The 25199-nt window shown below is 30.7% G+C and carries 24 protein-coding genes and 1 pseudogene; 13 read left to right on the forward strand and 12 right to left on the reverse strand.

All coding sequences use genetic code 11. The annotated features are described in order from the left end of the window. Nucleotides 1-133: 133 nt before the first annotated feature. The 3 genes and pseudogenes from ACWOBP_RS03540 to ACWOBP_RS03550 all read right to left on the reverse strand — a co-directional run. Nucleotides 134-400: pseudogene (locus ACWOBP_RS03540) on the reverse strand (transposase); the annotation flags it as partial. Nucleotides 401-710: 310 nt separating this feature from the next. Continuing rightward, nucleotides 711-1841: a tRNA(Met) cytidine acetate ligase gene (locus ACWOBP_RS03545; protein ID WP_455337487.1), complete on the reverse strand. Its 1131-nt coding sequence runs from the start codon at nucleotides 1839-1841 to the stop codon at nucleotides 711-713. Nucleotides 1842-2189: 348 nt separating this feature from the next. Continuing rightward, the gene (locus ACWOBP_RS03550; protein ID WP_455337488.1) at nucleotides 2190-2780 is read right to left on the reverse strand and encodes a hypothetical protein; all 591 of its coding nucleotides are present in this window, start codon (nucleotides 2778-2780) and stop codon (nucleotides 2190-2192) included. Nucleotides 2781-2993: 213 nt separating this feature from the next. Between ACWOBP_RS03550 and ACWOBP_RS03555 the strand changes: the two genes are divergently transcribed. From ACWOBP_RS03555 to ACWOBP_RS03570, 4 genes are read left to right on the forward strand one after another with little or no spacing between them, the layout of a single operon-like run. Further along, complete coding sequence (locus tag ACWOBP_RS03555; protein WP_455337489.1) at nucleotides 2994-3188, forward strand: hypothetical protein; 195 nt, start codon at nucleotides 2994-2996, stop codon at nucleotides 3186-3188. 20 nt (nucleotides 3189-3208) lie between these two features. Continuing rightward, nucleotides 3209-3421 (forward strand): DUF2922 domain-containing protein, encoded by a 213-nt coding sequence (locus tag ACWOBP_RS03560; protein ID WP_455337490.1) that lies wholly within the window; start codon nucleotides 3209-3211, stop codon nucleotides 3419-3421. Between the two features lie 40 nt (nucleotides 3422-3461). Further along, a complete protein-coding gene (locus ACWOBP_RS03565) occupies nucleotides 3462-3617 on the forward strand; it encodes a YvrJ family protein (RefSeq protein WP_455337491.1) in 156 nt (51 codons plus the stop codon). A 26-nt stretch (nucleotides 3618-3643) separates the two neighbouring features. Then, the gene (locus ACWOBP_RS03570; RefSeq protein WP_455337492.1) at nucleotides 3644-4318 is read left to right on the forward strand and encodes a CHAP domain-containing protein; all 675 of its coding nucleotides are present in this window, start codon (nucleotides 3644-3646) and stop codon (nucleotides 4316-4318) included. Between the two features lie 116 nt (nucleotides 4319-4434). On the opposite strand, the gene ACWOBP_RS03575 is transcribed toward ACWOBP_RS03570, so the two are convergent. Beyond that, nucleotides 4435-5445, reverse strand: a complete 1011-nt coding sequence (locus tag ACWOBP_RS03575) for a LysM peptidoglycan-binding domain-containing protein (protein WP_455337493.1) — start codon at nucleotides 5443-5445, stop codon at nucleotides 4435-4437. Nucleotides 5446-5802: 357 nt separating this feature from the next. Between ACWOBP_RS03575 and ACWOBP_RS03580 the strand changes: the two genes are divergently transcribed. After that, a complete protein-coding gene (locus ACWOBP_RS03580; protein ID WP_455337494.1) occupies nucleotides 5803-6531 on the forward strand; it encodes a cytochrome c biogenesis CcdA family protein in 729 nt (242 codons plus the stop codon). A gap of 28 nt (nucleotides 6532-6559) precedes the next feature. Continuing rightward, entirely contained in the window at nucleotides 6560-7138 is a 579-nt protein-coding gene (locus tag ACWOBP_RS03585; protein ID WP_455337495.1) for a TlpA family protein disulfide reductase, read from the forward strand. A 104-nt stretch (nucleotides 7139-7242) separates the two neighbouring features. On the opposite strand, the gene ACWOBP_RS03590 is transcribed toward ACWOBP_RS03585, so the two are convergent. The 4 genes from ACWOBP_RS03590 to manA form a co-directional block, all read right to left on the reverse strand. Further along, entirely contained in the window at nucleotides 7243-8073 is an 831-nt protein-coding gene (locus ACWOBP_RS03590) for an acetylxylan esterase (protein ID WP_455337496.1), read from the reverse strand. A 210-nt stretch (nucleotides 8074-8283) separates the two neighbouring features. Next, nucleotides 8284-9837 carry a sodium:solute symporter gene (locus ACWOBP_RS03595; protein WP_455337497.1) on the reverse strand — a complete coding sequence of 518 codons (1554 nt, stop codon included), beginning with the start codon at nucleotides 9835-9837 and terminating at the stop codon, nucleotides 8284-8286. Nucleotides 9838-9958: 121 nt separating this feature from the next. Then, nucleotides 9959-10837, reverse strand: a complete 879-nt coding sequence (locus ACWOBP_RS03600; protein ID WP_455337498.1) for an N-acetylneuraminate lyase — start codon at nucleotides 10835-10837, stop codon at nucleotides 9959-9961. Nucleotides 10838-11290: 453 nt separating this feature from the next. Then, on the reverse strand, nucleotides 11291-12238 hold the full coding sequence (gene manA, locus ACWOBP_RS03605; RefSeq protein WP_455337499.1) for a mannose-6-phosphate isomerase, class I: 948 nt from the start codon (nucleotides 12236-12238) through the stop codon (nucleotides 11291-11293). A 196-nt stretch (nucleotides 12239-12434) separates the two neighbouring features. Here manA and ACWOBP_RS03610 point away from each other — a divergent pair, with 196 nt between their 5' ends. The 3 genes from ACWOBP_RS03610 to ACWOBP_RS03620 all read left to right on the forward strand — a co-directional run bounded on the left by ACWOBP_RS03610 (nucleotide 12435) and on the right by ACWOBP_RS03620 (nucleotide 14950). Continuing rightward, the gene (locus ACWOBP_RS03610; RefSeq protein WP_455337500.1) at nucleotides 12435-13298 is read left to right on the forward strand and encodes an ROK family protein; all 864 of its coding nucleotides are present in this window, start codon (nucleotides 12435-12437) and stop codon (nucleotides 13296-13298) included. A 228-nt stretch (nucleotides 13299-13526) separates the two neighbouring features. Further along, nucleotides 13527-14231, forward strand: coding sequence for a GntR family transcriptional regulator (locus ACWOBP_RS03615; protein ID WP_455337501.1), 705 nt, complete (start codon nucleotides 13527-13529; stop codon nucleotides 14229-14231). A 20-nt stretch (nucleotides 14232-14251) separates the two neighbouring features. Further along, nucleotides 14252-14950 carry an N-acetylmannosamine-6-phosphate 2-epimerase gene (locus tag ACWOBP_RS03620; protein ID WP_455337502.1) on the forward strand — a complete coding sequence of 233 codons (699 nt, stop codon included), beginning with the start codon at nucleotides 14252-14254 and terminating at the stop codon, nucleotides 14948-14950. Between the two features lie 48 nt (nucleotides 14951-14998). Here the strand turns inward: ACWOBP_RS03620 and ACWOBP_RS03625 are convergent, their stop codons facing one another. Beyond that, complete coding sequence (locus tag ACWOBP_RS03625; protein ID WP_455337503.1) at nucleotides 14999-15289, reverse strand: PspC domain-containing protein; 291 nt, start codon at nucleotides 15287-15289, stop codon at nucleotides 14999-15001. Between the two features lie 435 nt (nucleotides 15290-15724). On the opposite strand from ACWOBP_RS03625, the gene ACWOBP_RS03630 reads away from it, so the two are divergent. The 3 genes from ACWOBP_RS03630 to ACWOBP_RS03640 are packed head-to-tail and all read left to right on the forward strand — an operon-like array spanning nucleotide 15725 to nucleotide 18183. Beyond that, nucleotides 15725-16441, forward strand: a complete 717-nt coding sequence (locus ACWOBP_RS03630) for an ABC transporter ATP-binding protein (RefSeq protein ID WP_455337520.1) — start codon at nucleotides 15725-15727, stop codon at nucleotides 16439-16441. 1 nt (nucleotide 16442) lies between these two features. Further along, nucleotides 16443-17525, forward strand: coding sequence for an ABC transporter permease (locus ACWOBP_RS03635; protein ID WP_455337504.1), 1083 nt, complete (start codon nucleotides 16443-16445; stop codon nucleotides 17523-17525). 19 nt (nucleotides 17526-17544) lie between these two features. After that, nucleotides 17545-18183 carry a TetR/AcrR family transcriptional regulator gene (locus ACWOBP_RS03640; protein WP_455337505.1) on the forward strand — a complete coding sequence of 213 codons (639 nt, stop codon included), beginning with the start codon at nucleotides 17545-17547 and terminating at the stop codon, nucleotides 18181-18183. Nucleotides 18184-18223: 40 nt separating this feature from the next. On the opposite strand, the gene ACWOBP_RS03645 is transcribed toward ACWOBP_RS03640, so the two are convergent. The 3 genes from ACWOBP_RS03645 to ACWOBP_RS03655 form a co-directional block, all read right to left on the reverse strand. Then, complete coding sequence (locus ACWOBP_RS03645; RefSeq protein ID WP_455337506.1) at nucleotides 18224-19834, reverse strand: ABC transporter ATP-binding protein; 1611 nt, start codon at nucleotides 19832-19834, stop codon at nucleotides 18224-18226. Beyond that, nucleotides 19834-21555: an ABC transporter ATP-binding protein/permease gene (locus ACWOBP_RS03650; RefSeq protein ID WP_455337507.1), complete on the reverse strand. Its 1722-nt coding sequence runs from the start codon at nucleotides 21553-21555 to the stop codon at nucleotides 19834-19836. Before ACWOBP_RS03650 ends, ACWOBP_RS03645 begins: the two co-directional genes overlap by 1 nt. A gap of 896 nt (nucleotides 21556-22451) precedes the next feature. Then, nucleotides 22452-24023 carry an ATP-binding cassette domain-containing protein gene (locus ACWOBP_RS03655; RefSeq protein WP_455337508.1) on the reverse strand — a complete coding sequence of 524 codons (1572 nt, stop codon included), beginning with the start codon at nucleotides 24021-24023 and terminating at the stop codon, nucleotides 22452-22454. 231 nt (nucleotides 24024-24254) lie between these two features. Here ACWOBP_RS03655 and ACWOBP_RS03660 point away from each other — a divergent pair, with 231 nt between their 5' ends. Then, nucleotides 24255-25130: a helix-turn-helix domain-containing protein gene (locus ACWOBP_RS03660; protein ID WP_455337509.1), complete on the forward strand. Its 876-nt coding sequence runs from the start codon at nucleotides 24255-24257 to the stop codon at nucleotides 25128-25130. Nucleotides 25131-25199: the final 69 nt, after the last annotated feature.

Here is a 25199-nt window from a genome sequence, read left to right on the forward strand (position 1 = left end):
TTAAGCTAGGTAATATCAAGATTTTTATGTAAAAATAATATAATTCTTTAAATAAAGTTTGCTATTTATAATGGCTCTTCTTCCTTTTAATCCATCTATGCCAAATAATAATACTTTATTTAAACCTCTTTTCTTAAGATCCTTCTAACATATTTCTATAGTTTTCTGATGATTCTATTGGAAATAATTCATATGATAAAATTTCTTTTTCTCTACTTATTGTTATTTTTATTAATATATGTAGTACTTCTTTTCCTACTGTTTCTCTTTTTACACTAATATGTGTTGTTGAATCTGCATATACTACCGCATAATCTTTTGCTATTTTTCTTGAATGATGCTCTTTAACTTTTTCATCTAATTGTTTAGTTATAACACTTATTGTTTGTGGTGAATAGTAGTATCCATATAATTATTCTACTATTTCACCTATTTCTCTTTTATACAGTAATATTATTGTTTCTTTTAAATTGTGGATAACTTTATTTTACACCTAGGAGTCTCTTTTTTCTATGGCTTTTTTACTATTCCTCTTGACTTTCCTGTTTACACAAAATATTATATACCATCAAATATCATAATATAATTACATAAATTTTAGTTAAAGTTTTTATGTCAACTACTATTAATTCTTTAAAATTTACATAAATTGTACTTCACTTATCGATAACAAAAACAGAGAATATTTTCTCTTCATTCTCTGTTTAATATTAATCTATTATTTGTATATTTTCTCTAAAAATATCTTTGTTATTAAATAGCATTTCATATATTCTAGCTACTTTAATATCTTGTTCAAAGTTCATACTATTTTTACTATTCAAAAGTGAGTGAAGGATAATTTTATCATCCCTATTAATCTCTCTAATAATGGCTGTTTTATCCTTTTTCACAGCTAGTACTCTAAAATTGTTAGTAGAGAAATTCTCCTTATAATCCTCTTTTAAAGTATTTGTCAATATGTGCAGTAACACCCTTTGAATTTTCTTGTTACTATACCTTTTTGTTGCTATCTTTTTTACTAAATTTCTGTAATTTTCTACCTTAAGAGCCGCTTCATAGATTCTATTCTCTAGACCCTCACTAACGTCATATATTTTTTTGATTCCCCCCTTTCCTAGAGTTAAAATTTTATATTTCAAATATGGAAACAACTCTGATTCTAATGCTATATTTTCTTTTTTCAAATCAGCAAGCATTTCTTTAGAAAGATACTTTTCTATCTTTTTATCATTTATATTATTCCTTATAGCCGTCGCACTAAGATGCTCTTCTTCCTGTATCTCAGTACTATTCAAACCTTGACCTTCTCTTTTTATTGGTATCATTTGAATATTTAATCCCGCTTCTCTAATAGCTTTATAATAACTATATGCTAAACTAAAGTTCGGATTATTATTTTCTAATCCATATAGCACACTACTAATCTTTGCATGATTAAGACCTATTTTTAACAATTTTTTATATTCTTCTTTATCTATTTTTTGTTGTTTTGTGTAAATTTTTTCGAGTATACTTACATCTTCATTTTCAGTCCCGAAGATTAAATGTGTTATTCCAGCACCAGATAATATCTCTATACTTTTTCTAGCAAAATCGTCACCATATGCAACACTCCCGAGATAAGGCAGTGCAATAACAACATCACAACCACTTCTCACAGCCTCTCTAGCTCGAGTATATCCATCCACTATTGCAACTTCACCTCTTTGAGTGAAAAATTCACTCATTACACAGATTACCTCTCCATTATTTTCATCAGCTATTTTTCTGGCGCATTCTATTAAATATCTATGTCCACTATGTAATGGATTAAATTCCGCGATTATTCCAATTCTCATTTTCCCACCTCACTTTTAGTTTAATATGCTAAATAGTATTAAAATTATCAAGAATTTCTTTTATTTTTCAGTTTAAAACCAAGAATTTTATTTCAAGTTTATTATTCTAAAAGATATTAGCTATCTATTCTAAAAATCAACATTTCCTTATTCCATTATTTTTTCAACAATTCTTTTTTACATTCTCTAGCGAAATCTTCAAAATTTTATTTTTATACTCGCCCTACATTATACCACTTCTTATGATATTTTACTAAAATTTTCTAATTCCTATTATTACCTTTAACATTCCTTTTCTCAGCATAAAAACTCATATCCCCTTTATTAAAGGAGGATATGAGTTTTATATTATTCTTCTGTTATTTTTACAACAACTTTACCTTTACTATCTCTATCTAATACATAACTATAATGTTTTTTATTCTCTTTTGCTAATCTGTTTATTTCCTCATTAGCATAATTATGTGCGTCTTCTGAATTATTAAATGTTCCTGGGGCTACCGCTCCACCATTTGCTTTAGTTACTTCTTTATTAGCATCTTTTGTAGTATTGTTATTAGTATCATTACTATTACTGCTATTATCGTTATTACTATTGTTCTTATTATTAGTATTATTTTGCGTATTAGCTACTGTGTTATTCGTGTTACTTGATTTACTACTTTCCGATTTAGATGTAGTTGAAGAAGATGAGCTTTCTGAATCATTAGAGTTTTTATTCTCTCTATATTTTTCTTCATCGCTTTTTTCTTTTGTTTTAGATTTTAAGCTATCTTTGTCTTTACTCTTATCCTTTGTTGATGAAGTAGTCTCATTGTCTTTTTTCTTACTACTAGAATCTCCACCTGAAAAATAACTTATACCTATAAATAAGGCACTACATAAAAAAATAGCTAATACAATTCCCCATAATACTTTCAATAATCTATTATCTTTCATTGTATTCCCTCCTTTGTTTCTAATATATTATAATACTATTTCTTATATATTTCCACTACTTTTTTATTATAATTTATTCAAATAAAATTTAACTTAAACAATCGCCTATACATTCACTATTTTTCATTTGAGAAATATTCTCTATTATTTCCGATATGTTTAGTGTCAGAGGCCAAAGACATAATATAAATATAAACAAGGGAGATTTTTATTATGAAAATTTTAAAAAAAATTTTACATCTAAACTATAACGAACCTAAAGGGGAAAAACACGTAGTTAAAAGTTATAACTTTGAGGTTTCTCCTACTGCTGAAGATACTGCTCTGAAAGAAGTTAGCGAAGAATTAAAAAAACTTATCGCTAAAAATATTGACGATATTGTCACAAGTACAAAAGAATCACTATAATTTTAAGGGAGAATACAATTATGGAAAAAAAATTAAACATTTACTTTAATACCGATAATAAAAAAACTTATCACATTGCTTTATCATTTCCAAAGGATGATTTAAGCAAAGCTACTGTAGAAGCTGTCGCCCAAAAAATTATCGACACGAAAGTATTAAATAATGATAAACATACTCTTACAGGATTTAAAAAAGCTACTTACACTACTCGTGAAGTAAGCGAACTTCAATAATAGAAGGGAGGGAGGTGCGGTCCAAGCCGCACCTTTTTTTATGGACATACTAAATTTCATCAATACTGTAGGTTTCCCTATCTTTGTCGCAGTGTTTTTCCTCTTAAAATTAGATAATACTTTACAAAATATAGGTAAAAGCCTAAATGAACTTACTCGTATCATAGAAACAAAGTTAAATCTTAATATAAAATAATAATTTAAAATAAGGAAGTGCTTATTATGACAAGTCAACAAACAATGGTTAACTGGGCAAAGGATAACGTCTATAAATGGATAGACATGGACGGAATGTATGGAGCACAATGTGTTGATTTAACAATGGCATATATAAAGAATTTTGCCGATTTTCAAATCTATGGTAATGCCATCGATTATCTAACTAACCCCATTCCTCCGGGCTGGAAAAGATATTTTAAAGGAGATACTGAAATAGCTCCTGGGGATATTGCAATTTGGCATTGGGGCGATTGGGATAAATACGGTCATGTCGGTATAGTTATAGAGATAGAAGATGGTCTTATCACGTCTGTAGAACAAAATGTTGATGGCACACCTGAACGTGGTGGTATTGCACGTATTATGAGTCGTGGTGACACTTACCTTGCAGGTTTTATTAGACCCAGTTACAATTCTAATGAGGAGTGGACTAGAATTCAAGAAATCGGCTGCTTTACTGTAGAGGTACCATCTATAAATGTTAGAAATAAACCGAGTAAGCTGGGAAAAATACTAAACAGTTATTATAATGGTGAACGTGTCTACTACGATAGCTACGTTATAAAAGAGGGATTTATTTGGATTAGTTATATCTCATATTCAAATGATCGTCATTATATAGCTACAGGAACTCACAATGGAACTGAAAGAACAAGTTTTTGGGGATCTTTTAATTAATAATTATTTAAATATAATAACTTTTAGACAGTAAATTTCATTGGACTAAAGTCTTACAAATATTATAAAAAGAAGCGATTAGACAACTAATCGCTTCTTTTTATTCATTTCTTTAATTATCTTACACGGATGTAAACTGCTCCACTACCTATGTTTGCAGAGTTAAGAACAGTTTGGTTTCCTAACCATCCACCGTGAACAGCCTGCCCATTACCTGCATAAACAGAAATGTGAGCTAATCCTGTTCCACCGTTTGCATAGTAAACTAAGTCTCCAGGTTGCGCTTGAGATGCTGGAACTACAGTTCCTAAACTCATATATCCTGCTGGCCAATCATGGAAATTGATTCCTACCGCTTTAAGTGCATTTGTTACTAACATTGTACAATCTTGGTATCTACCTAACTGAGCCAATGCTGCTTGATAAATTGCAGCTCCTTTATTTGAAGAAGAAGCTTGAGTTGTTGCTGCAGCTACAGGTGCTTTTGCTTTAGATGTTACAGCTGGAGCTACTGTAGCAACTGCTGGCGTTGCAGCTGGTTTTTCTGCAACTTTTGCTACAGCTGGTGCTGCCACTTGAGTTTCATTCTTAACTTCAGTTTTTTCTGGAGTCGCTGTTTGTGTAGCTTTTGGTGCAACAGTTTGTACTGGGTCAACTTTTACTACTGTTTTTTCAGAAGTATTTTCTAATACAGTTGCTTTAGGCACTGTTACTTCAGCTTTTGCTGTTGCATTTCCATTAACTTTTAGTACTGTTCCAACATAAATTAAGTTAGGATTTTCAATGTTATTTAATTTAACAAGTTCGTCTACTGAAATCCCGAATCTATTTGCAACTTTTCCTAAAGTATCTCCTAATACTACTGTGTAGTATCCTTGTTCTTTCGCTTGAGCTACTTGTTCCACTGTTGTATTATAAGTTAATTTATCTCCAGGGAAAATTAATGAACTTGTTAAGTTATTATCTTGCATAAGTTGTTCAACAGTTGTACCGTTGTTTACCGCGATATTCCAAAGAGTATCTCCTTTTTTTACTGTATAAGTATCAGCATCTGCGATTTGTGATAATCCTACTCCTACTGTTGATACGATTGCCGTAGCGGCTACTAATTTCTGTAATTTACTCATTTATCTTAATCTCCTTAAAATTGGGTTTGAGTCAAATGACTCATCTATACTACGTTATAAATACTATTTTTATTTTCTAATTTTTTAATTTCTATCTTAATTATTTTTCTCTATAAACGCCATCAAACTTGTTCAATACTTACTGAACAACGTTCTAAAATTTGACATAATATCATTATATGGTTAAACATAGCTTTTTTCAAGGTTTGTAACAGTTTTGTAATAATAACGATAATTCCCTGTTACATTATGTGAAATTCGTAATATTAATTATAATCTATAAGCAGTTAAATTGCATTTTAAGCGTTTTTATTATATAGTAAACCTGTAATTTTAAATTTTACTTTAGGGGGTTTTATGACAGATTTTAATACAGCTAGTTCTTCCTTAAAAATGACTCTTGTCTTCTTAGAGGGACTGCTATCATTCCTTTCTCCTTGTGTTATACCTATATTACCTATCTATATCGGTATTCTTGCAGGAAAAAAAGAAATGAATGAACGCGGGGAACTAGTCTTCAATAAACGTAACACTATTACAAATACACTATCATTCGTATTAGGTATTTGTTCAACATTTTTCATCCTAGCTTTTGCAACTAGTTTTATCAGTATATTTTTAAATGAAAACATTAAAACATTGCAAATCATCAGCGGTGTCTTAATCATCTTCATGGGATTATTACAACTAGGAGTATTTAAGATAGGCTTCTTAAAACAAGAATTTTCAATAAAAAACAAAGTTAAGAGAAAAGGAAATAAAACTACTCCCATTCTTGCTTTTTTAATGGGGTTCACTTTTAGCTTTTCTTGGACACCATGTATTGGACCAATCTTAGCTAGTGTTTTCCTGTACGCATCTAGTCATACTGGAATAATGAGTGTTCTTCTAATTCTTGCATACTGCTTAGGATTTATCTTACCGTTTATCCTTGTTGCATTCTTCGCTTCAAAATTATTAGAACTATTCAAAAAACATACAAACATTTTAAAATACACACAAGTTATCTCAGGTATTATCCTTATCTTAATCGGTATATTAATTCTGAGTGGATCATTTATCTCTCTAACTAGATATTTTTCTTAACTTGTGATTTGAATTGGAGGAAAATAATATGAGAAAACTAACAGTACTTAGCGCAACACTTCTTAGTAGTGCTCTAATTTTAAGTGCATGTTCTAGTACTTCTGATAAGAAAGAAGAAACTAACAAACAAACTACAACATCTTCAACTAGCGAGAACAAAGCTATCCAAGCTTTTGACTTTACAGCTATGGATAAAGATGGAAAAACTGTAAAACTTAGCGATTTTAAAGGGAAAAAAGTTTACATTAATATGTGGGCAAGCTGGTGTGGACCTTGTATGAGAGAAATCCCAGAGTTAGAAAAAACTTACCAAAAATTAAAAAACAATAAGGATGTTGTCTTCCTATCGATGACTTCTCCTAACGATTCTGAGTTTAAAAACCAAAGTCCTCAAGACAAAGGTAAAGATGTAATCCTTAATAAAGCAAAAGAACTTGGCGTGACTTATCCTGTTCTTTTCGACGTTAACGACCGCTTCATCATAAACTACGCAATTCGTTCATTCCCGACACATATTTTCATCAATAGCGATGGTACAATCAGAAATAGAATTGCTGGGGGTGTAACAGAAGAATTACTAACTAAAGAAATAGAAAAACTTAAATAATAAAAAAATCCGAGTCTAATATGTTAATATACATTTATATGTAAAACCTTCATGTTTCCTATAACTTTATATAACTATTAGATTCGGATTTTTTAGTTTTCTCTCTATTCGACTCCTAGCTTTAAATCCCTAAGCAACCACTTTTCCAACAACTTCACATGAAGATTCTCTTCTTCACAATCAAAGACAGTCACTTCTTTTCGTTTAAACATACTTGCTAATTTTTTATTAATAACAATATTCTTTTCATCTAGGTTCGAGTATCCAAAATACACCTCTGCATTAACCTCATTACAATACTGTATCATATCTATTTCCCCTAATCTCGTCAACAGATACTCTTCTTTCTCTGGATAATTACGTGCATATTCTCTTATCCCTTCATAAACTCCAACATCAATATTATTATCAAAAATATATTTAAAATCAAAATTTTGCACATTCGAGATAAATATCCTATCCACGGACTCTCCTACAGCTGAAACCACGATTCCTATTGTAGCACCTTGCCCTTTAGAAACAACATTCACCTCTAAATTCGGAAATTCTCTTTTTAAAATATTCACAAAATCTATCCCATCTTGATAGGCATAATTATAATATAAGTCTTCTCGGTTATTATTATTTAGAAAAGGAAAATATATCGAAGCCGGCTGTTTATTTTCACTTCTTCCCCTATCTCCTCTAATGTGTAATGTTGCAGCACTATAGCCTAAAGCATAATAATTCATAAGGCCTAAAAAACTCCTAGGGACTTCTTCATAATCTGGAAATTCTAGTATAAATCCTTTATTATTAACTTTTTTTACGACAATCTCCGCATGAATTTTTGAATAATCTACGGCTTCGAATTCAACTGTTAATAATTGAAACTCCAATTCATCTCTAACAATATTAATCTCATAATTTAGTTTTCTTTCTCTTACTAAATCCATCTCTTTATCTTCCTGACATATATTTTTCTTTAATTATATCTCATTAACAACAAGAAAGACAATTTATCATCTTCACACATTCAATTATTTACATCTCTATTTTCTATGTTAGCAAATACCATTATTGCATAAAAGTCCATACAAAAATAACCCTCAACGCTAAGTCGAGGATTATTCTATAAGTTTGTTATATTTTGAAATCTGACTTTATTATTTTGCTTCTTTTACGTATTCATGATCTTTAGTGTGAATAGTAAGTCCAGTAATATTTTTAGTAGATTTAAAGAAGAAACTACAGATATAACCGAATACCAATGCACTTAAGAATGAGAATCCAGAGAATATAAATGGACTTTGTTTAGCATAAGTTGTAAAGTCTTGGATGTACCAACATACAAGTCCTGCTACTAATAATCCTAATAATGCTCCCGCTCCATTTGCACGTTTAGTAAAGATACCAAGTGCGAATGTACCAGCTAAAGGCACCCCTAGAAGTCCGATATATTTAAGGAATAAATCCCAAGTTTCTTTTTGATTAGAGTTTACGAAGTATAATGCTGCGATTGTTCCTAATACACCCGCTACGATGATAATAATACGAGCTAATAGAACGTCTTGTTTAGCATCTTTACTTAATCCAAAGAAACGTTGTTTGATATCAACTGTGATACAAGCTGAAATTGAGTTTAAACTTGATGCGATAGTTGATTGAGCGGCCGCTAAAATAGCTGCGATAACTAATCCAGCAACCCCTGCAGGTAACGCAGTTAAGATGAAGTAAGGTACTAAAGCTGTTGTATTAGCTGCTTTACCTACTACTTCAGCGTTCATGAAGTCTGGTAATTTTGTTACAGCGTGGCTACCTTTGTAGAAGCTGTATAAAACTGTTCCCATTCCGTAGAAGATTGGAATTGAGATGAATGCTAATAATCCATTTGTCCAAAGTGATTTATTAGTTTCTTCAACTGACTCTGTAGTACTATAACGTTGAACTACGTCTTGAGAAGCTGTATATTGTTGTAAACTGTTAAACACTGATCCAATGAAGATAATTGGAATAGTAGATGCGGTTAATGACCAGCTAAATTTCTCAGCAGTTACAATTTTACCATTTGCTAGAGCATCTTGAGTAATGTGTCCAAATCCACCTACGTGGTATGCCCCTAAGATAATTACTAAAACAGCTCCTCCAAGTAAGATAATACCTTGGATAACGTCTGTCCAAATAACCCCTTCTACTCCTCCTAAGAATGAGTAAACCACACAAAGTAATCCGATAACCGCACATACTAAGAATGGGTTAAGTGTTGATACCGATGTAATAGCAACTGTTGGTAAATAAATAACGATAGCTACACGTCCAATATGGAATAGTGAGAATAACACACTTCCTACTACACGTACACTAGGATTAAAACGTTCTTCTAAATATTCATATGCTGTCGTTACATTTAATTTTCTAAAGAATGGAACATAGTAGTGAATTAATATCGGAATAATCGCGATAATTGAAAAGTTCCCTGCTGCATATGTCCAGTCACCGTTAAATGCTTTTTCCGGTGTTGCCATAAATGTAATTGCTGATAATGTTGTTGCATAAATCGAGAATCCTACTGCCCAAGATGGAATATTTCCTCCGGCTTTAAAGAATTCGTCCGTGCTTTCACCCGCTTTTTTAGTGAAATACACCCCTATAGCTAGCATAGCTAACAGATAAACCGCTAAAACTATACTGTTAAGTGTACCAAATCCTATTTTATCCATGGTACTCCCCTCCTATTTTTTCTTAATAATATTTTTTCTAATAATATTTTTTCTAATAATTGGGAAGGAGGAGAAATTCTCCTCTCCCCAGTCCCTATTTTTTTACTCCTTATTTTAAAAATTATAGGTTATAATCTTTAACTAATTTTTCAACTTCAGCTAATTTAGCTGGATCAAATGATTTCATAGGTTTTTTACAAGTTCCTGCATCAATACCTTTAACTTTTAAGATTTCTTTAAGAGTTTGATACAATCCTAATTCTAATACTTTTTCGATTACATCGTTTGCTTCATGTTGAAGTTCGTAAGCTTCAGCAACTTTACCTTCTTTAGCAAGTCTGAAGATTTCTTGGCTTCTTTGTCCATTAACATTATATGTAGAACCGATAGCTCCATCTACTCCAGTGATAGCTGCTTGAACTAACATTTCATCGAATCCAGACCAAATTAATTTATTAGGGAAACGTTTTCTGAATCTTTCTAATTGATAGAAGTCTGCAGCAGTGTATTTAACACCGATAACTTTTTCATCTTCTAGTAATTCAGCAAATTGATCTAAACTAATTTTAACCCCTGTTAAGAATGGAATATAGTAAAGAATCATGCTGTTATCTGTAGCATCGATGATTGTTTTGTAGTAGTGTTTGATTTCGTTGAATGATAATGGGTAATAGAATGGAGTAACTGCTGATAATGAGTCATATCCTAATTCTGTAGCAAATTTAGCTAATTCTACCGCTTCATTTAAATCTAATGATCCAACTTGAGCAATAAGTTTAACTCTATCCCCTACTACTTCTTTTACAAATTTAAAAATTTGTTTCTTTTGAGCAGTATTTAATAAGAAGTTCTCCCCACTACTTCCATTAACATATAAACCATCAACTTTACTTACGTTAATGTTATGCTCTATTACTTGTCTTAATCCCTCTTCTTTAACCTCACCATTTTCATCAAATGGAATAAGTAAAGCTGAATATAGTCCTTTTAAATCTTTCATTATGATAACCTCCGTTATTTGTTTTTAGTTAGTGCATTTATTTAACACATTAAATTTTAATACACTTATATTTTAAAACGTTTTCTCTATTTTGTCAATAGAAAACCTATAAAATTCTACTTTTTTTGAAAACCTTTTAACTATTGATTTTATTATTATATCTGAATCAATATATTTGTTTATCTCTGTTATACATTTATATTCTATCTATAAATAATCTGTCTAGCCTTGTATCATCTATTTAATACATTAAAATTTAATGTGTTTAAAAATAAAAAGCGACTTATTAATCATTATTTCTTAAAATTTGATTTAATAAAGTCGCTTCTAGCTCCTAATAAAACATCTACGAGTTTTTTATTTACTTCAAATAGATATTCACTAGTTAATAGATATATATATTATATTTAATTTTGAAACTATCTCTCTCACCTGGATAATCTCATTTTAATTTTATCTATCATAACTCCCTATTAAGAACATATCTCCTTTTAACATATATTTACTACAATCCGTTGTTAAAATAAAACTATCGCCTTTTTTCACATCATAGCTGTTGCCATCTACTTCTATACTTCCGCTACCATTAAGGACGGTAAATAGATTTCCTGTTTTAGTTTTTTCTAGAGAAACTTGTCCCTCCACTTCGACCTTAAACACAGAGAAGTACTTCTCATCTGCTAAGTATGTTACTGTAGCACCTTCTAATTTTTCTTCTTTAGGGCTTGTGGTAACTTTTTCAAACGGAACTTTACTTACATCTTTTGTTTTTTCTATATGAAGTTCACGTTTATTGCCATCTTTATCGACACGATCATAATCATATACTCGATATGTCGTATCAGAATTTTGCTGTACTTCATATATTAATATTCCTTCTCCTATCGCATGAAGTGTCCCTGCTGGAATATAGAAAAAATCTCCCACCTTAACTTCTTCTTCTATGAACAACTCTTGCCATTGTGCACGATCTATTTTATCATTGAACTCCTCTTTTGTTCTAGCAGTATGTCCATATACTAACTTAGCACCTTCTTTAGCATCAAGTACATACCAACATTCAGTTTTACCTAGTTCACCATTCTCATTTACTCGTGCATAATCATCTTCAGGGTGTACTTGAACTGATAGATTATCGCTAGCATCTAAAATCTTAATTAGTAAAGGAAACTTATCATATACTTTCTCAGTGAATAAACTAGGTTGTTTCTCATACGCTTCTTTTAATGTTAACCCTGCTAACTCACCGTTTATTATTTTTGAACTACCATTATCATGAGCAGCAATCACCCATGCTTCTCCAATATTTCCTTGTGGAATAGAAAAATCAAACTTCTCTAAATTACGACCACCCCATATTCTTTCACAAAATACAGGCTCTAAAAAAACTATCTTATCCATTTTATTCTCCTTAAACTATTCTAATTTCAAATTCATTATACACTAATTACTCTTCTTTATACAGCATATACCTTTTATTATTTTGCAAGAAACAGTTTTCAAAATACCAATTTTATGGTAATATATCGTTGTATAAAAATCTTAAAATCAACAACATTAAAGATAAAAATATCTTTATTTAGAAAGTAGGTATATTATGTTATTAGGTATTGATATTGGTGGAACAAGCATTAAATTTGCTGTATTCGATGAGAATCACAAAATCGTACATTACGAAACTTGTAAAACACCTGACAATGTAACTGTTAAAATCACTGATGAAATGTTTAGAATCGCAAGTAAGATTCGTGAAACTTATAACTTCTCTGCAGCTGGTATTTCTGCAGCTGGTGTTATTGATAATGTTCATATGGAAGTAATCCGTGCAGCTCCAACTATTAAGAACTATCTTGGAACAAACTTCAAACGTGATTTCGGAGATAGATTAGGTATTCCAGTATACGCAGATAACGATGTTAACTGTGCATTACTTGGTGAACAATGGCTTGGTGGGGCAAAAGGTTTAGATGAAGTATTCTGTATGGCTTTAGGAACTGGAATCGGCGGGGCTTACTACTTAAACAGTCTTCCTTTCGGATCTAACTTCGGTGTAGGTGAAATCGGACAATCTGTTTATGATTTCGACACTAAAACTACTTACGAACAACGCGCTTCTACTATCGCCCTAGATAGAAAAATCAAAGCTGAAATGTACGAAGGACTTAGCGTTATCGAATTCTTCGACCTTTGTAAACGCGAAGATACAAGTGCACTAAAAGTTCTAGACGAATGGTTATTCGAACTTGCTCGTGGTATTGTTAACTTACTATGTATCCTAGATCCTAAGTACATTGTAATCGGTGGTGCTGTTTCTGCTCAAGGAGATTACTTATTAAATAAACTTGAAGCTAAAGTACGTGAACTACACCCAATTGAAAACAACCAAACTAAATTCCTAGCAGCTGAATTAGGAAATGACGCAGCTCTATACGGAGCTATCAGCCCATTTGTAGAAAAATAAAACATTAAACTTTATTCCCTCTTTACTTAAATAGTAAGGAGGGATTTCCATTTTCCAACAGAACTTCAAAGCTCTGTTCTACATTAATTTATACTTTTTGCAACCGTTTAAATTTCTTCTAATGTTTTTTTATTTTTTTCTTTACAAAATTCTCTATAAGTGATAATATAAATTTAAGTTAACACATTAAATTTTGATAAATATATATTAAATCAAGGAGGGATCAACTTGAAAAAATACGAAAAGATTATAAATGACATCATTTTAAAAATCCAAACCGGTATTTTTAAAGAAGGTGAACAACTCTATACAGAAAAAGAGATAAAAGAAATATATAATGTTAGTAGTACTACTGCCGTGCGTGTACTGAACGAACTAGAATCTGCTGGCTACATTTTTAGAATTCAAGGTAAAGGAAGTTTTGTCAACAAAACATTAGTTAATAAAAAAGTTTTTGTTACAGAAAATAATAACTTTCATAAAAATTTTAAAGAATCAGTATCTGAGCATTCTGAAGTTATTGAAGCTGAGATTATTCAAGATAAAGAGCTTTGCTCAAAATTAAAATTAAAAAATCAAAAACTTCTAAAAGTAGCTCGTATAAAATATATCGGTAATATTGCGTGGGCTCACCAAACTAACTATATTCCAATAAAATATTTACCTGATGTTAATATTGATGATATCGATAGTTTTAAAGAACTAGCTACTATGATTAGAAAAAAATATCGCATAGATATTCACCAAGAAAAGTCTAAAAAAACTATGCAAGTTATAGTTGATACTCCTGAAGAAATTGCCAATTTTATCGCTAAAGACGGTGAACCATGCTTCGAATTTGATAGGTACACCTACTTTGCAGACGGTAAAATTTTTGAATACGTAAAAATCTTTATAAATTACAAATACTACAGCTTAACAATTAAAGATTAAGCATCGGATTGGAGCTAACTATGAACAAAAAAGAAAAAATATTAAACCAAATCAAAGGCGGAATTATCGTTTCTTGCCAAGCTTTACCTGGAGAACCACTATATGTCGAAGAAGGTGGAATTATGAAACTTATGGCACTAGCTGCTAAAGAAGCTGGAGCTGTTGGTATTCGTGCACAAGGAGTTACTGATATAATTCAAATCAAAGAAACAGTTGACCTACCTGTTATCGGAATTATTAAACAAAGTTATGAAGGGATGTCACAATTCATCACAGCAACTATGAAAGAAGTAGATGCTCTTGTAGAAACAGGTTGTGAAATAATCGCCTTAGACTGTACTCTACGCCCTCGTTTTGATGGTACAACAATCAGTGATTTTATCGCAGAAATCAAAGCCAAGTACCCTGACATTCTTTTAATGGCAGACATTGCTACATTCGAAGAAGGTGTAAATGCTGCTAATATCGGTCTTGATTTTGTCGGAACTACATTAAGTGGTTATACAGAAAATACAAAAGATAGACCAAACGAAGTAGATTTAGGTCTTATCAAAAAATTATCTGAAACTATTTCTGTACCTATAATCGCAGAAGGTCGTATCCACTATCCTGATCAAGCAAAAGCAGCTTATGAGGCAGGTGCATTCAGCGTAGTAGTTGGTGGAGCTATCACTCGTCCAAAAGAAATTGCAGCTAGATTTATCAATGCAGTGAAATAAGAAAAAAGTTCTAATTGACACATAATCAATTAGAACTTTTTATTTATTTTATTTTTCCCAAGCACGTCCATCGATATAGCTTGATTTTCTGTAGTTTTCTTTCATCGGTTTTACCGGCATTATTATCGATAACAGTATATATATCAATATCGGACTACCGAATGAGAAAATACTCGCTAATAAGAATAGTACTCGTAAGAAACTAGCACTTATTCCAAATCTTTCACTTAAACCACTACATACTCCAGAAATTACAGCTCCTTCATATGATTTATACATCTTTTTATCTTCTAAAAAATTAAGAAATTTATTCCATAATTTATTTAATCCATCTATCATAATAAATTCCTCCTGACTTTATTTTTGATATTTTATTATTCTGACTTTATAAATATTATATCACATATTTTGTATATATTGTACTTACTAGACCTTAAATGAAGTTTATATTATAAGATTTTGTAATAAATATCTCAAAAATCACAATAACAGAGGAATACTTATTTTCATCCCCTTATCATAACTTTCTAAATTTTCTTCTTGACAAGTGAGTAATTACTCACTATAATATTAAACGTAAGGTGAGCGACTACTCACTAGAGGTTTGAAATCTTATTTCTAATGGGATATCTCTTAGCACCTATCGTGAACGATGCCTTATTAATCACAGTTCTAAAAATATTAGGTGAACTAATATCTCTCAAATAATCTCAGCTATATTTTTTTAATTATAAAGTGAGTGATTACTCACTACTAAATAGAAAGGTGATTCTTATGAAAAAATTAATACAAATTACTTCATTATCAAAAAGCTTTGGCGATCAAACAGTACTTGACAACATTGATTTCAACCTAGAAAAAGGTGAAATTGTCGGTCTTATTGGTCCTTCGGGAGCTGGAAAGTCAACATTAATAAAAACAATGCTCGGTATGGAAAAAGCGGATAAAGGTGAAGCCCTTGTTCTAGATAACAAAATGCCAAAAAGAGAAATTCTTTCTAATATTGGATATATGGCACAAAGCGATGCCCTTTATGAAATGCTTACCGGCTATGAAAATTTAGAATTCTTCGGCAAAATGAAAGGCATTCCTTCAAAACAACTAAAAGAAGAGATAGCTTATGTGGCAAAAATAGTCGACCTAACCGACCACTTGAAAAAATTAGTATCGAATTATTCAGGTGGGATGAAACGCAGACTTTCACTCGCTATTGCATTAATCGGTAGCCCCGAGTTACTTATACTCGATGAACCTACTGTCGGCATAGATCCTAGTCTTCGCCGTAACATTTGGAAAGAATTATTCAAACAAAGGGATAACGGTGTTGGCATACTAGTAACGACTCACGTAATGGATGAGGCAGAACTTACAGACAAAGTTGGACTTCTTCTTCGTGGAGACATTATAGATTTTGACACACCAAAAAATCTAAAAGAAAAAAATAATGTTATTACTATCGAAGAAGTATTCTTAAAAGTGGAGGAAAAATAAAATGAGAATTTTAACTATTTCAAAAAGAGTTTTTAAAGAATTTTTTAGAGACAAACGAACTCTAGCAATGATGTTCGTTGCTCCAATTTTTATAATGTGGCTAATCAGCATAGTCTTTTCAGCAAATACAAATTCTGAAATTACTGTCGCTTCTGTAAACACTCCTCAAAGTGTCGTATCTGTAATGAAAGATATCGATAGCGTTCATCTAGAAGAATATCAATCAAAAGAAGCTGCTGAAGAAAAATTAAAAAACAATGAGATTGATACTGTAATTTCTTACGATAACAATACTTATACAGTAACTCACGCTAACATAGATTCTACTAAAACTATGCAAGCTCAACAAGTTTTAAAAAGCTCTATAAAAGCATCAGAAGCAAAAAACTTGGTAGAAATTGTAAAAAAAGTGAATCCTAAATTAGGTGAAAACAAACAAGAGCCTGAAGTTAAAGAATATTATAACTACGGTAATGCAGATTCAACATTTTTTAATAAGGTTGCACCTACTTTAATCGGCTATATCCTATTCTTCTTCGTGTTTCTAATCTCTGGAATGGCTCTACTAAAAGAACGTACTAGCGGAACTCTAGATAGACTTTTAGCAACTCCGGTAAAAAGAAGCGAAGTTGTCCTAGGATATGTACTATCTTATAGCTCATTAGCTGTAATTCAAACTATTATCGTCACTCTATCATCTATATATTTATTAAATATTGAAGTTGCTGGAAATCCGTTTTATGTTATAATAGTTAATGTATTACTAGCAATGGTTGCCTTAACATTAGGTTTACTAATCTCTACGATTGCAAAATCAGAATTTCAAATTATGCAGTTCGTTCCAATAATAGTTATTCCGCAAATGTTCTTTTCAGGAATAGTATCTGTTGAGAGCATGGGGAAAATCGCTGTCTATATTAGTAAAATCCTACCTGTTACGTATGCTAGTGATGGTTTAAGCAAAATAATTTTAGAAGGTAAAAATCTTCTTGCGATTAAAACTGATATCATAGTTCTACTTGCACTTTGCATCCTTCTAATAATACTTAATATTCTAGGCTTAAAACGATATAGAAAAGTTTAAAAAATAATAGGAGACTCTTATGACTGAAAATATCTTAAAATCTTACTTTAGCATATCTCATGCCGAAACCTTTCCACCTGGTAAGAAAAAAACAATAGAAGCTGCGATTAAATTATTCGCAAAACAAGGATACCATGGAACATCTACGCTTCAAATTGCTAAAGAAGCAGGCGTTAGTCAGGCAACAGTATTTAAATACTTTAAAACTAAAGAAGATTTATTATATTCAATAATAGTCCCTATTATTCCTAAATTATTTTTAAATTTTCTAAAAAGAACTCAAAATACTAATTCACTTGAAGAATTAATCAGTTATGCTGTCGAAGATCGTATGATGTTCCTAAAAGAAAATAAGAACACTGTAAAAATAGTATTCTCAGAAATATTAACGAACGAGAATCTAAAAGCCCAGCTTATCGATTCTTTAAAAGTGGTCTTTGCGGAAATAAACTTTAAAGACATATTACAAAAACATAAAGAAAATAATCCTGAAATTAACGAGGGCTTATCCTCAGCTGAAGTTATTCGTTCATTCGCAGGACCTATCATGACCTACTCAGCTCAAAGATTTATTCTTTTTGAAGATGTTCCTTGCCCTACTGAAGAGCATGATCTACAATTTATTAAACAACAAATTTATAAAAACTTAACAAGGTAAGAAAAAGAGGAGCTTGGTATTTTCCAAGTTCCTCTTTTTACTATTCACCTAATCTAATTACCTTATCACAGATTGATAATGTTGATTTATTATGTGAAATTATTATTGTTATCTTATCTTTTTTACTTTCTTCTAAAGCTTTTAGCACTTCGATTTCACTAAAGATATCGATGTTTGCCGTTGCTTCATCAAGAATCAGAAGTTTACTGTCATTGTAAAATGAACGCGCTACTGATAAACGTTGTTTTTGTCCTGAACTTATGTTCGAACTTCTCTCACCAACGATTTCATTTTCACGACGTTTTAAACTATCTACAAAACCTCTTAAATTAGTTTTTCTTAAAGATGCATCCAACTCTTCTTTATCTAAATCTTTTTCGAAGAATGTAATATTATCTTTAATTTTTGCATTGAATAAGTAACTATCTTGTAGAATTATCGAGCTATTTTCTCTAAAGTAACGATTATCTATCTCTCTAAGGTTAACACCATCGATAGTAATATTACCTTCCATATTTTCATCTGAGATAAATTTCATAATAAGCTTCGCTATTGTAGATTTACCACATCCACTAGGTCCACTTAAACCGATAACTTCACCTTTTTTCACATCAAAGCTTAAATTATCTACTACAGTATTATCAGCGTATCGATATGTTAAGTTCTCAACTTTAAGTTCGTTAAAATCAACAACTACTCCACTATTTTCCGCTTCTTCCGGCGTATTCATAAGCTCTAAAAATCTCTTTCCACTCGCCATCGTCTGACTTAACGTTGAAGCAAGGTTCCCCATGTATAAAATAGGAATAAACGATACGATAAACATCGCAACTAATGATACAGTTACGAACTGACTATCAAGTGAAGATGCCACATAGATAAATGCCAACACCCCGATATTATAAGTTACAACATTTAGAACATTCAGATCTACTAAAAATTTATTTTTTAGATATGAACTTCTTGTCAGTTCTTCAGTTTCCATATCGATATTACGTTTTGCTTCATCGATTTTTCCATATTGTAATGTTTCAAAAATTCCATAAGCTTCTTCTGATGAATTGTTGTTTACTTGAGTTAGTTTACGGCGATAATTTTCACCAACATCTTGCCCCACATTTCTAAAACTTAATGGATACACAAGTCCGATTACGATATAGACTATTAAAGCTACTAATGCTAGTTTCACGCTAAAGAATAATAGGAAGAAACTAACCACTAAACTTTGTACGATATAAATCATAAATGGTGTTATCGTATGAGCATAGAACACTTCTAATAATTCAATATCAGTCGTAATCATCGTCATGTAATCACCTGAAGTGTTTTTTGTAAAACTGTCGACAGATATGCGTTTGAATTTTTCTAAAACTTTAACACGTAAAGCATGTAATACTTTGAACGCTACGTAGTGATTTAAAAGTTGCTCAGTATAGCTGAATAATCCTTTTAACACGGCTAAAGCAAAGATTACTACAAATAAAATTACAGCTATTGTTGTTATTTTTGTTAAAAAGAATAACGAGATGAAGTAGGTAAATACAACAAGTGTCAAGTGTCCTAAGCTTCCGAATAAAGTTGCTCTAAGCAATGGACGTTTAAAATCCTGAGCAATAGCTAGCAGTTGTTTTAATTCTCTTAATGATGTCATTACTCTACCTCCTTAGCTAAAAATTTTGATTTCAGTTGTTGTTGATCTGTGAATAATTTTCTATACAGAGAATTTTCTTCAATCAGCTCATCATGTGTTCCTTCTTCGATAATTTTCTTATCTTTTAGAACATAGATATTATCTGCATTTGTCACAGTCTCTAAATCGTGAGAAATAACGATGATAATTTTCCCTTCTTTAATTGAATCGAAGGCATTAAGTACGATTTCCTTACTGTAATCATCAATATTCGATACAGCTTCATCAAGTATATATAAGTAAGAATCTTTCAAAATTGCTTTTGCTGCAAGTAATCTTTGTTTTTGACCTCCAGAAAGATTCGCAGCTCCTATCACAAGCTCATAATCTAGACCGCCGTGTTCTTCTACGAAATCTCTAAGATTAACTTTTTCTAATGCATTGTACATTTCTTCTTCAGTGATATTTTTACGAACACTTAAATGCTCTCTTACAGTACCTTTAACTAAGTAGCTATCATTAGTAATAAGTGTTGTTATCTTAGCCATCTCTCTAGTAGGAATACTATCGATATTGAAGTTGTCATATTTTATATTTCCACTATAGTTAGAATTTAAACCTAGGATTAGTTTAATAATAGTAGACTTACCACTTCCACTTTCTCCTACTAATGCTGTTTTCGTACCAGGTTTAAATATCATATTAATATTTTCTAAAATCGTCTCCTCTCCATAAGAGAAGCTTACATTGTTCAGAACAATATTCTTTCCAGCTTCTACCTCGATAGTCTCATCTTTTTCTTGTTCCGGATGATCAAGAAGTTTATAGATATTATCTAACTCAACATTCCCTTTCATCGAAATATGGAACAAGCCACCTAAAGCACGTAACGGTTTGAAACATTCTAGAGAAGCTACGATTACGAAAACAATAAGTTTCTGATCTTTTACCGCAAAAATAGCAATGATCGATAAAACAAAAATAGAAATATAAGTAATAGCGTCCATCACATTAATAGAATTAAGTTGGTGACGAAGCAACGCCATCGTTGATTTTCTATATTTCGCACTACGAGTATCAACATCACTCGCTACGTTATCTTCTTTACCGTAAATTTTTGCCGTTGTAAAACCTGATAATCTATCGTAGAATACTTCAGATAAACTTAAGAAATCGCTGAAGTTCTTTTTATTAGCCTTTTTCGACTTCTTAATAATAATCATAATAGACACAGGAATAAGTGGATATAGTAATAACATTGCTATAAATAGTAAGATATGAATCTTCCCATAAATCACAAACGAGCTAAGTACTATAAATAATGTCGCAAACATCTGTGGTACAAACTTATTGAAATAAAACTCGATGTTCACAATCGATGAAGAATTCATCACAAGAAGACTACCAGTATTTACTGCTTCTGTGTAATTTAGTGAAAGTTTTTCTACTTTGTTGTAAATCTCTTTCCTTAATGTATTTCTAACCTGTTTAGAAATTTTGTGACTGAAGTAATTATCCCCTGTTGTAGCTCCGTAATACACTACTAAACCTATCACCGTCTTTAAGATAAATCCTAACATAGCACCGCTTCTACTCTCTTCACCTAGTGAATAAAATAGAAAATCTACGAAATTGTAGATGAAAAATAGCGAGCACCAAAAGGCAACAAGTTTAAGAATCGCTACGAGATATACTTCTTTTTTGATATTGAAGAGAGCCATCGCTCTACCATCTATCTTCATAATATCTCCTTATTTAATTTCAAATTTAGATTTATTTGCACAAAAAGAGTAAAATAGTAACGAAAGATTTTTGTTGTTTGTATAGAAATCCAACATTCACTCTTTTTGTAAAAAAGGTTCTAGTTACCTACATTGATATTAATTATCAATTATACCTTTTTTATTATACTATATAGATAAATTAAAAGATAGCTTTAAAGTTTATTGTTACGAAAATGTTCAAAAATACGAAGAATGTTCGGGAAACGGGGTATTAGATTCATTTCTAGATACTTATACTTTTTCACCTTGTTGTTCTCTGCAGGAGAACAAATGCTGCAAAGTCTTTTTCTAGGTTGTCTTTCTTGGGTGAACACTTTCTTGACTCTTTTATCGTTGTTTGTCCATTAGAAAAAGACAGCAACTCAGTTTTTCTATTTTTCTGAATTGTTGTCTCTATATTTACATGCTAAATTCTTCTTTTAACGCTTCTTGTAATAACTGGCTTACGTTTATTTCTTTCTTTTTCTATAGTTCTATGATATAATATCTTCAAAGGAAGGGCGAACGGTTGGGACATCGTCCACCCTTTTGGGAAATATTAAAGATTACTTACGCTTAGTGTGGCCGCCCTTAGCGTTTTTCTTTTGCTCCTGAAAATATTTTAAAATATCAATTATACCTTTAAAAATATTAACAATGGTTAAAAGATAAGTTAACTCTTCCATACTTCCACCCCCTTCACTTCCTATAATTAGGTAGTGTTCCTTTATCGGGTGTAAGCCTTTCAAACTTACACATTCATTTTAATATAATACCACACAAACACCAAAGGAATACTTTACTTTTTGTAAATGTTTCTAAACTAAATAAAAAAGAAGGTTTAAGATTTTTTTAAATCTTACCCTCTTTTTCATCTAGCTACCTAATGTTATTACTTTATCTGCTAAGTTCTCAATTTTTTCACTATTTCTATGAGTTATCATAATAACTGTAGATTCTTTGTCTTTTAATATTATTTCCTCAATATCATCTGCCAACTTACTATCTAAATTAGCTGTACCTTCATCAATTATGAATACATCTTTTTTATGATATAAACTTCTCGCTAGTCCTAATCGTTGCAACTGTCCACCCGATAAAGCTAAGTTTTTATTGTCTAGTATTGTATTTTCTTTTTCTTCTAAATTATCGATTACATCAACCAACTTACAATTTTCCAGAACTTCTCTAAACAACTTGTCGTTATATTCTTTGTTTAAAATAATATTATCCTTGATCGATAAATTTAATAATTGCACTTTTTGATTCATAGTAGAAATTGCTGATTTAATATCAAATTGTTTTAATTCTCTATTATCCCATTCTACACTACCTTCATAATTCTTCAAATCACCATTTAAAATATTGATTAATGTTGATTTACCACTACCACTTTTACCTTTTATTAAATACTTCTTGTTTTTCTCAAAAGTTAAATTAGGAAATTCTACCGTCTTATCTGGATAGTTATATTTAACATTAGAAACTACAATCGCCTTATCTAATTTTTCGACTCTCGGTAATCTTTTCTCTTCTTTAATTTCTGGGTACTTATTCAACAACTCATTTGCTGAAGCGAAATTCGGATATAGCTCAATTACTTTTGTCAATCCTCCAAAGAATTCCCCTGTATAACCTGATATCGCAAATATCATCGCAAATTCAATATACCCTTTATATGCGAAATATCCCGCAATAAAAATCAATGCAATTTGGTTACCTGCATTTATTGTCACATTCAATCCTTGTAAAGTCATAATAGATTTTTTTCTATTAACTTTAGCATTTTTTATATTTTTTGAACCTACATTTACAATTCTATCTAATAAATTCAACGCAGAAAAGTTGTTTAGCATTTCTGAACTAGCCAGCGCATTCTCTAAATCCTTATTGAAATTTTCTGTAGCTTTTGAAATGTCTTTTGTCGTTGTTTTTATCGCTTTGTTGAAATACTTAGGTAGAACCATCATTAATAAAGACAATGCAAGTGAGATAATAAATAACGTAATATTCACCTTAAGTAATGCAATTGTTGAGATAACAACCAAAGATATACTGTAAATCGCAAATAAACAATTAGCCGCATATTGCTCAAACTGCTGAATATCAGTAGTGTTTAAAGCTATACATTCTGCTCCATTATTATGTTTCTCGTTATAAACTAACTTTTTCTTAAAATCTGCAATCGCTGTTTTTCTAAGACTTGTAGAAAAATTTTGAATCAATTTTTCTACGTATATCGCTCTGAAATAACCTAATGTATTCAAAACAACATATATCAACATAACTGCAATAGTCGCCGACACCATGAATCTTAAATTTTTATCTACCGTCGCCTGAATAATCAAACTAAATCCATAAGACGTCGCAACCTGTGCTGCTGCGCATAATACCGTAATAATAAATACTAGTATGCTATATTTTTGTTTAAATAATAACTTAAACATACTCTTCACCCCTAACACTAACTTTTAAAATCCTTTTTACATTCTGACTCTAAAAGTATATTTATTATGTAAATTTTATCAGAGATAACAAAGATAGTCAACACTATATTTATATATTTTTAACACTATTGTGTTTTAATTATACTTGTATATTTCTAGTTTATTGATTTACAAGTAGATTTATAGTATTATTATAGTAATATTTGATTAATTCTCAGGAGCGGATAAACTTTGAAACTTAAATTAGCTGACTTAATAAAAACTAAACGAAAATCACTAAATATGTCTCAAAAAAAATTAGCTGAAGGTATTTGTACTCAAACTATTATCAGTAGATTAGAAAAAGGAGAAGTCACTCCTTCTATAGATATATTTTTCAAAATCATAAAAAAATTAAATATTCCAACTAGTGAAATAGAAGCATTATTTGATATCGATACTAAAGAATATCAACCTTCTAACTTCAAAGTTAAAGAACTTGTGGAATTACTTTATAAACGAGATTATAAGACACTAGATTTTGTTTTATCTTCCATTGATAAAAACACTCTTAATTCAGAAAATATTTTATATTTTGAATGGTTTCAAGCTATCACAACATATCATATAAAAAATCAACTAGATTTTGCAATTGAAAATCTAAAGACATTAATAGAAAAAGTAGAAGTTGGTTGTATTTTATATTGTGATATCTGTAATACTTTGGGAAATTTTTATTCAGAAAAAGAATTATTTGAAGATGCTCTTCTTTGGTATGAAAAAGTTTTACCATATATAAAAATTATTCAAAATACAAGTTCTGAACAACCATTTTATTATTCTATTGCGCGTATCTATGGAATTTTAAATAAATTAAATGATGCAATGTATTGGAACTCTACCGCTATTACTAAAGCTCTAGAAAATAAATCTTTTTATCTTCTAGGAGACAATTATTATTTACAAGCACGATTATTTGAAGAGCAAAATCTTATTGAAGATGCTATTAACTCTTGTAACAAAGCTATCAACATATTCTCATTAGAAAATAATGAAACTATGAGATCTTTAACATTATCTTATCTTTCTTATCTAAAAGAGAAAAATAGCAAAGAACCACAACAATAATCCTCTTATTTTGACGATATGTCTTAAAACGAAAAAACTCCAGATTTTTCCTCTGGAGTTTATTTTCGT

This window comes from Gemella parahaemolysans (genome assembly GCF_053758945.1).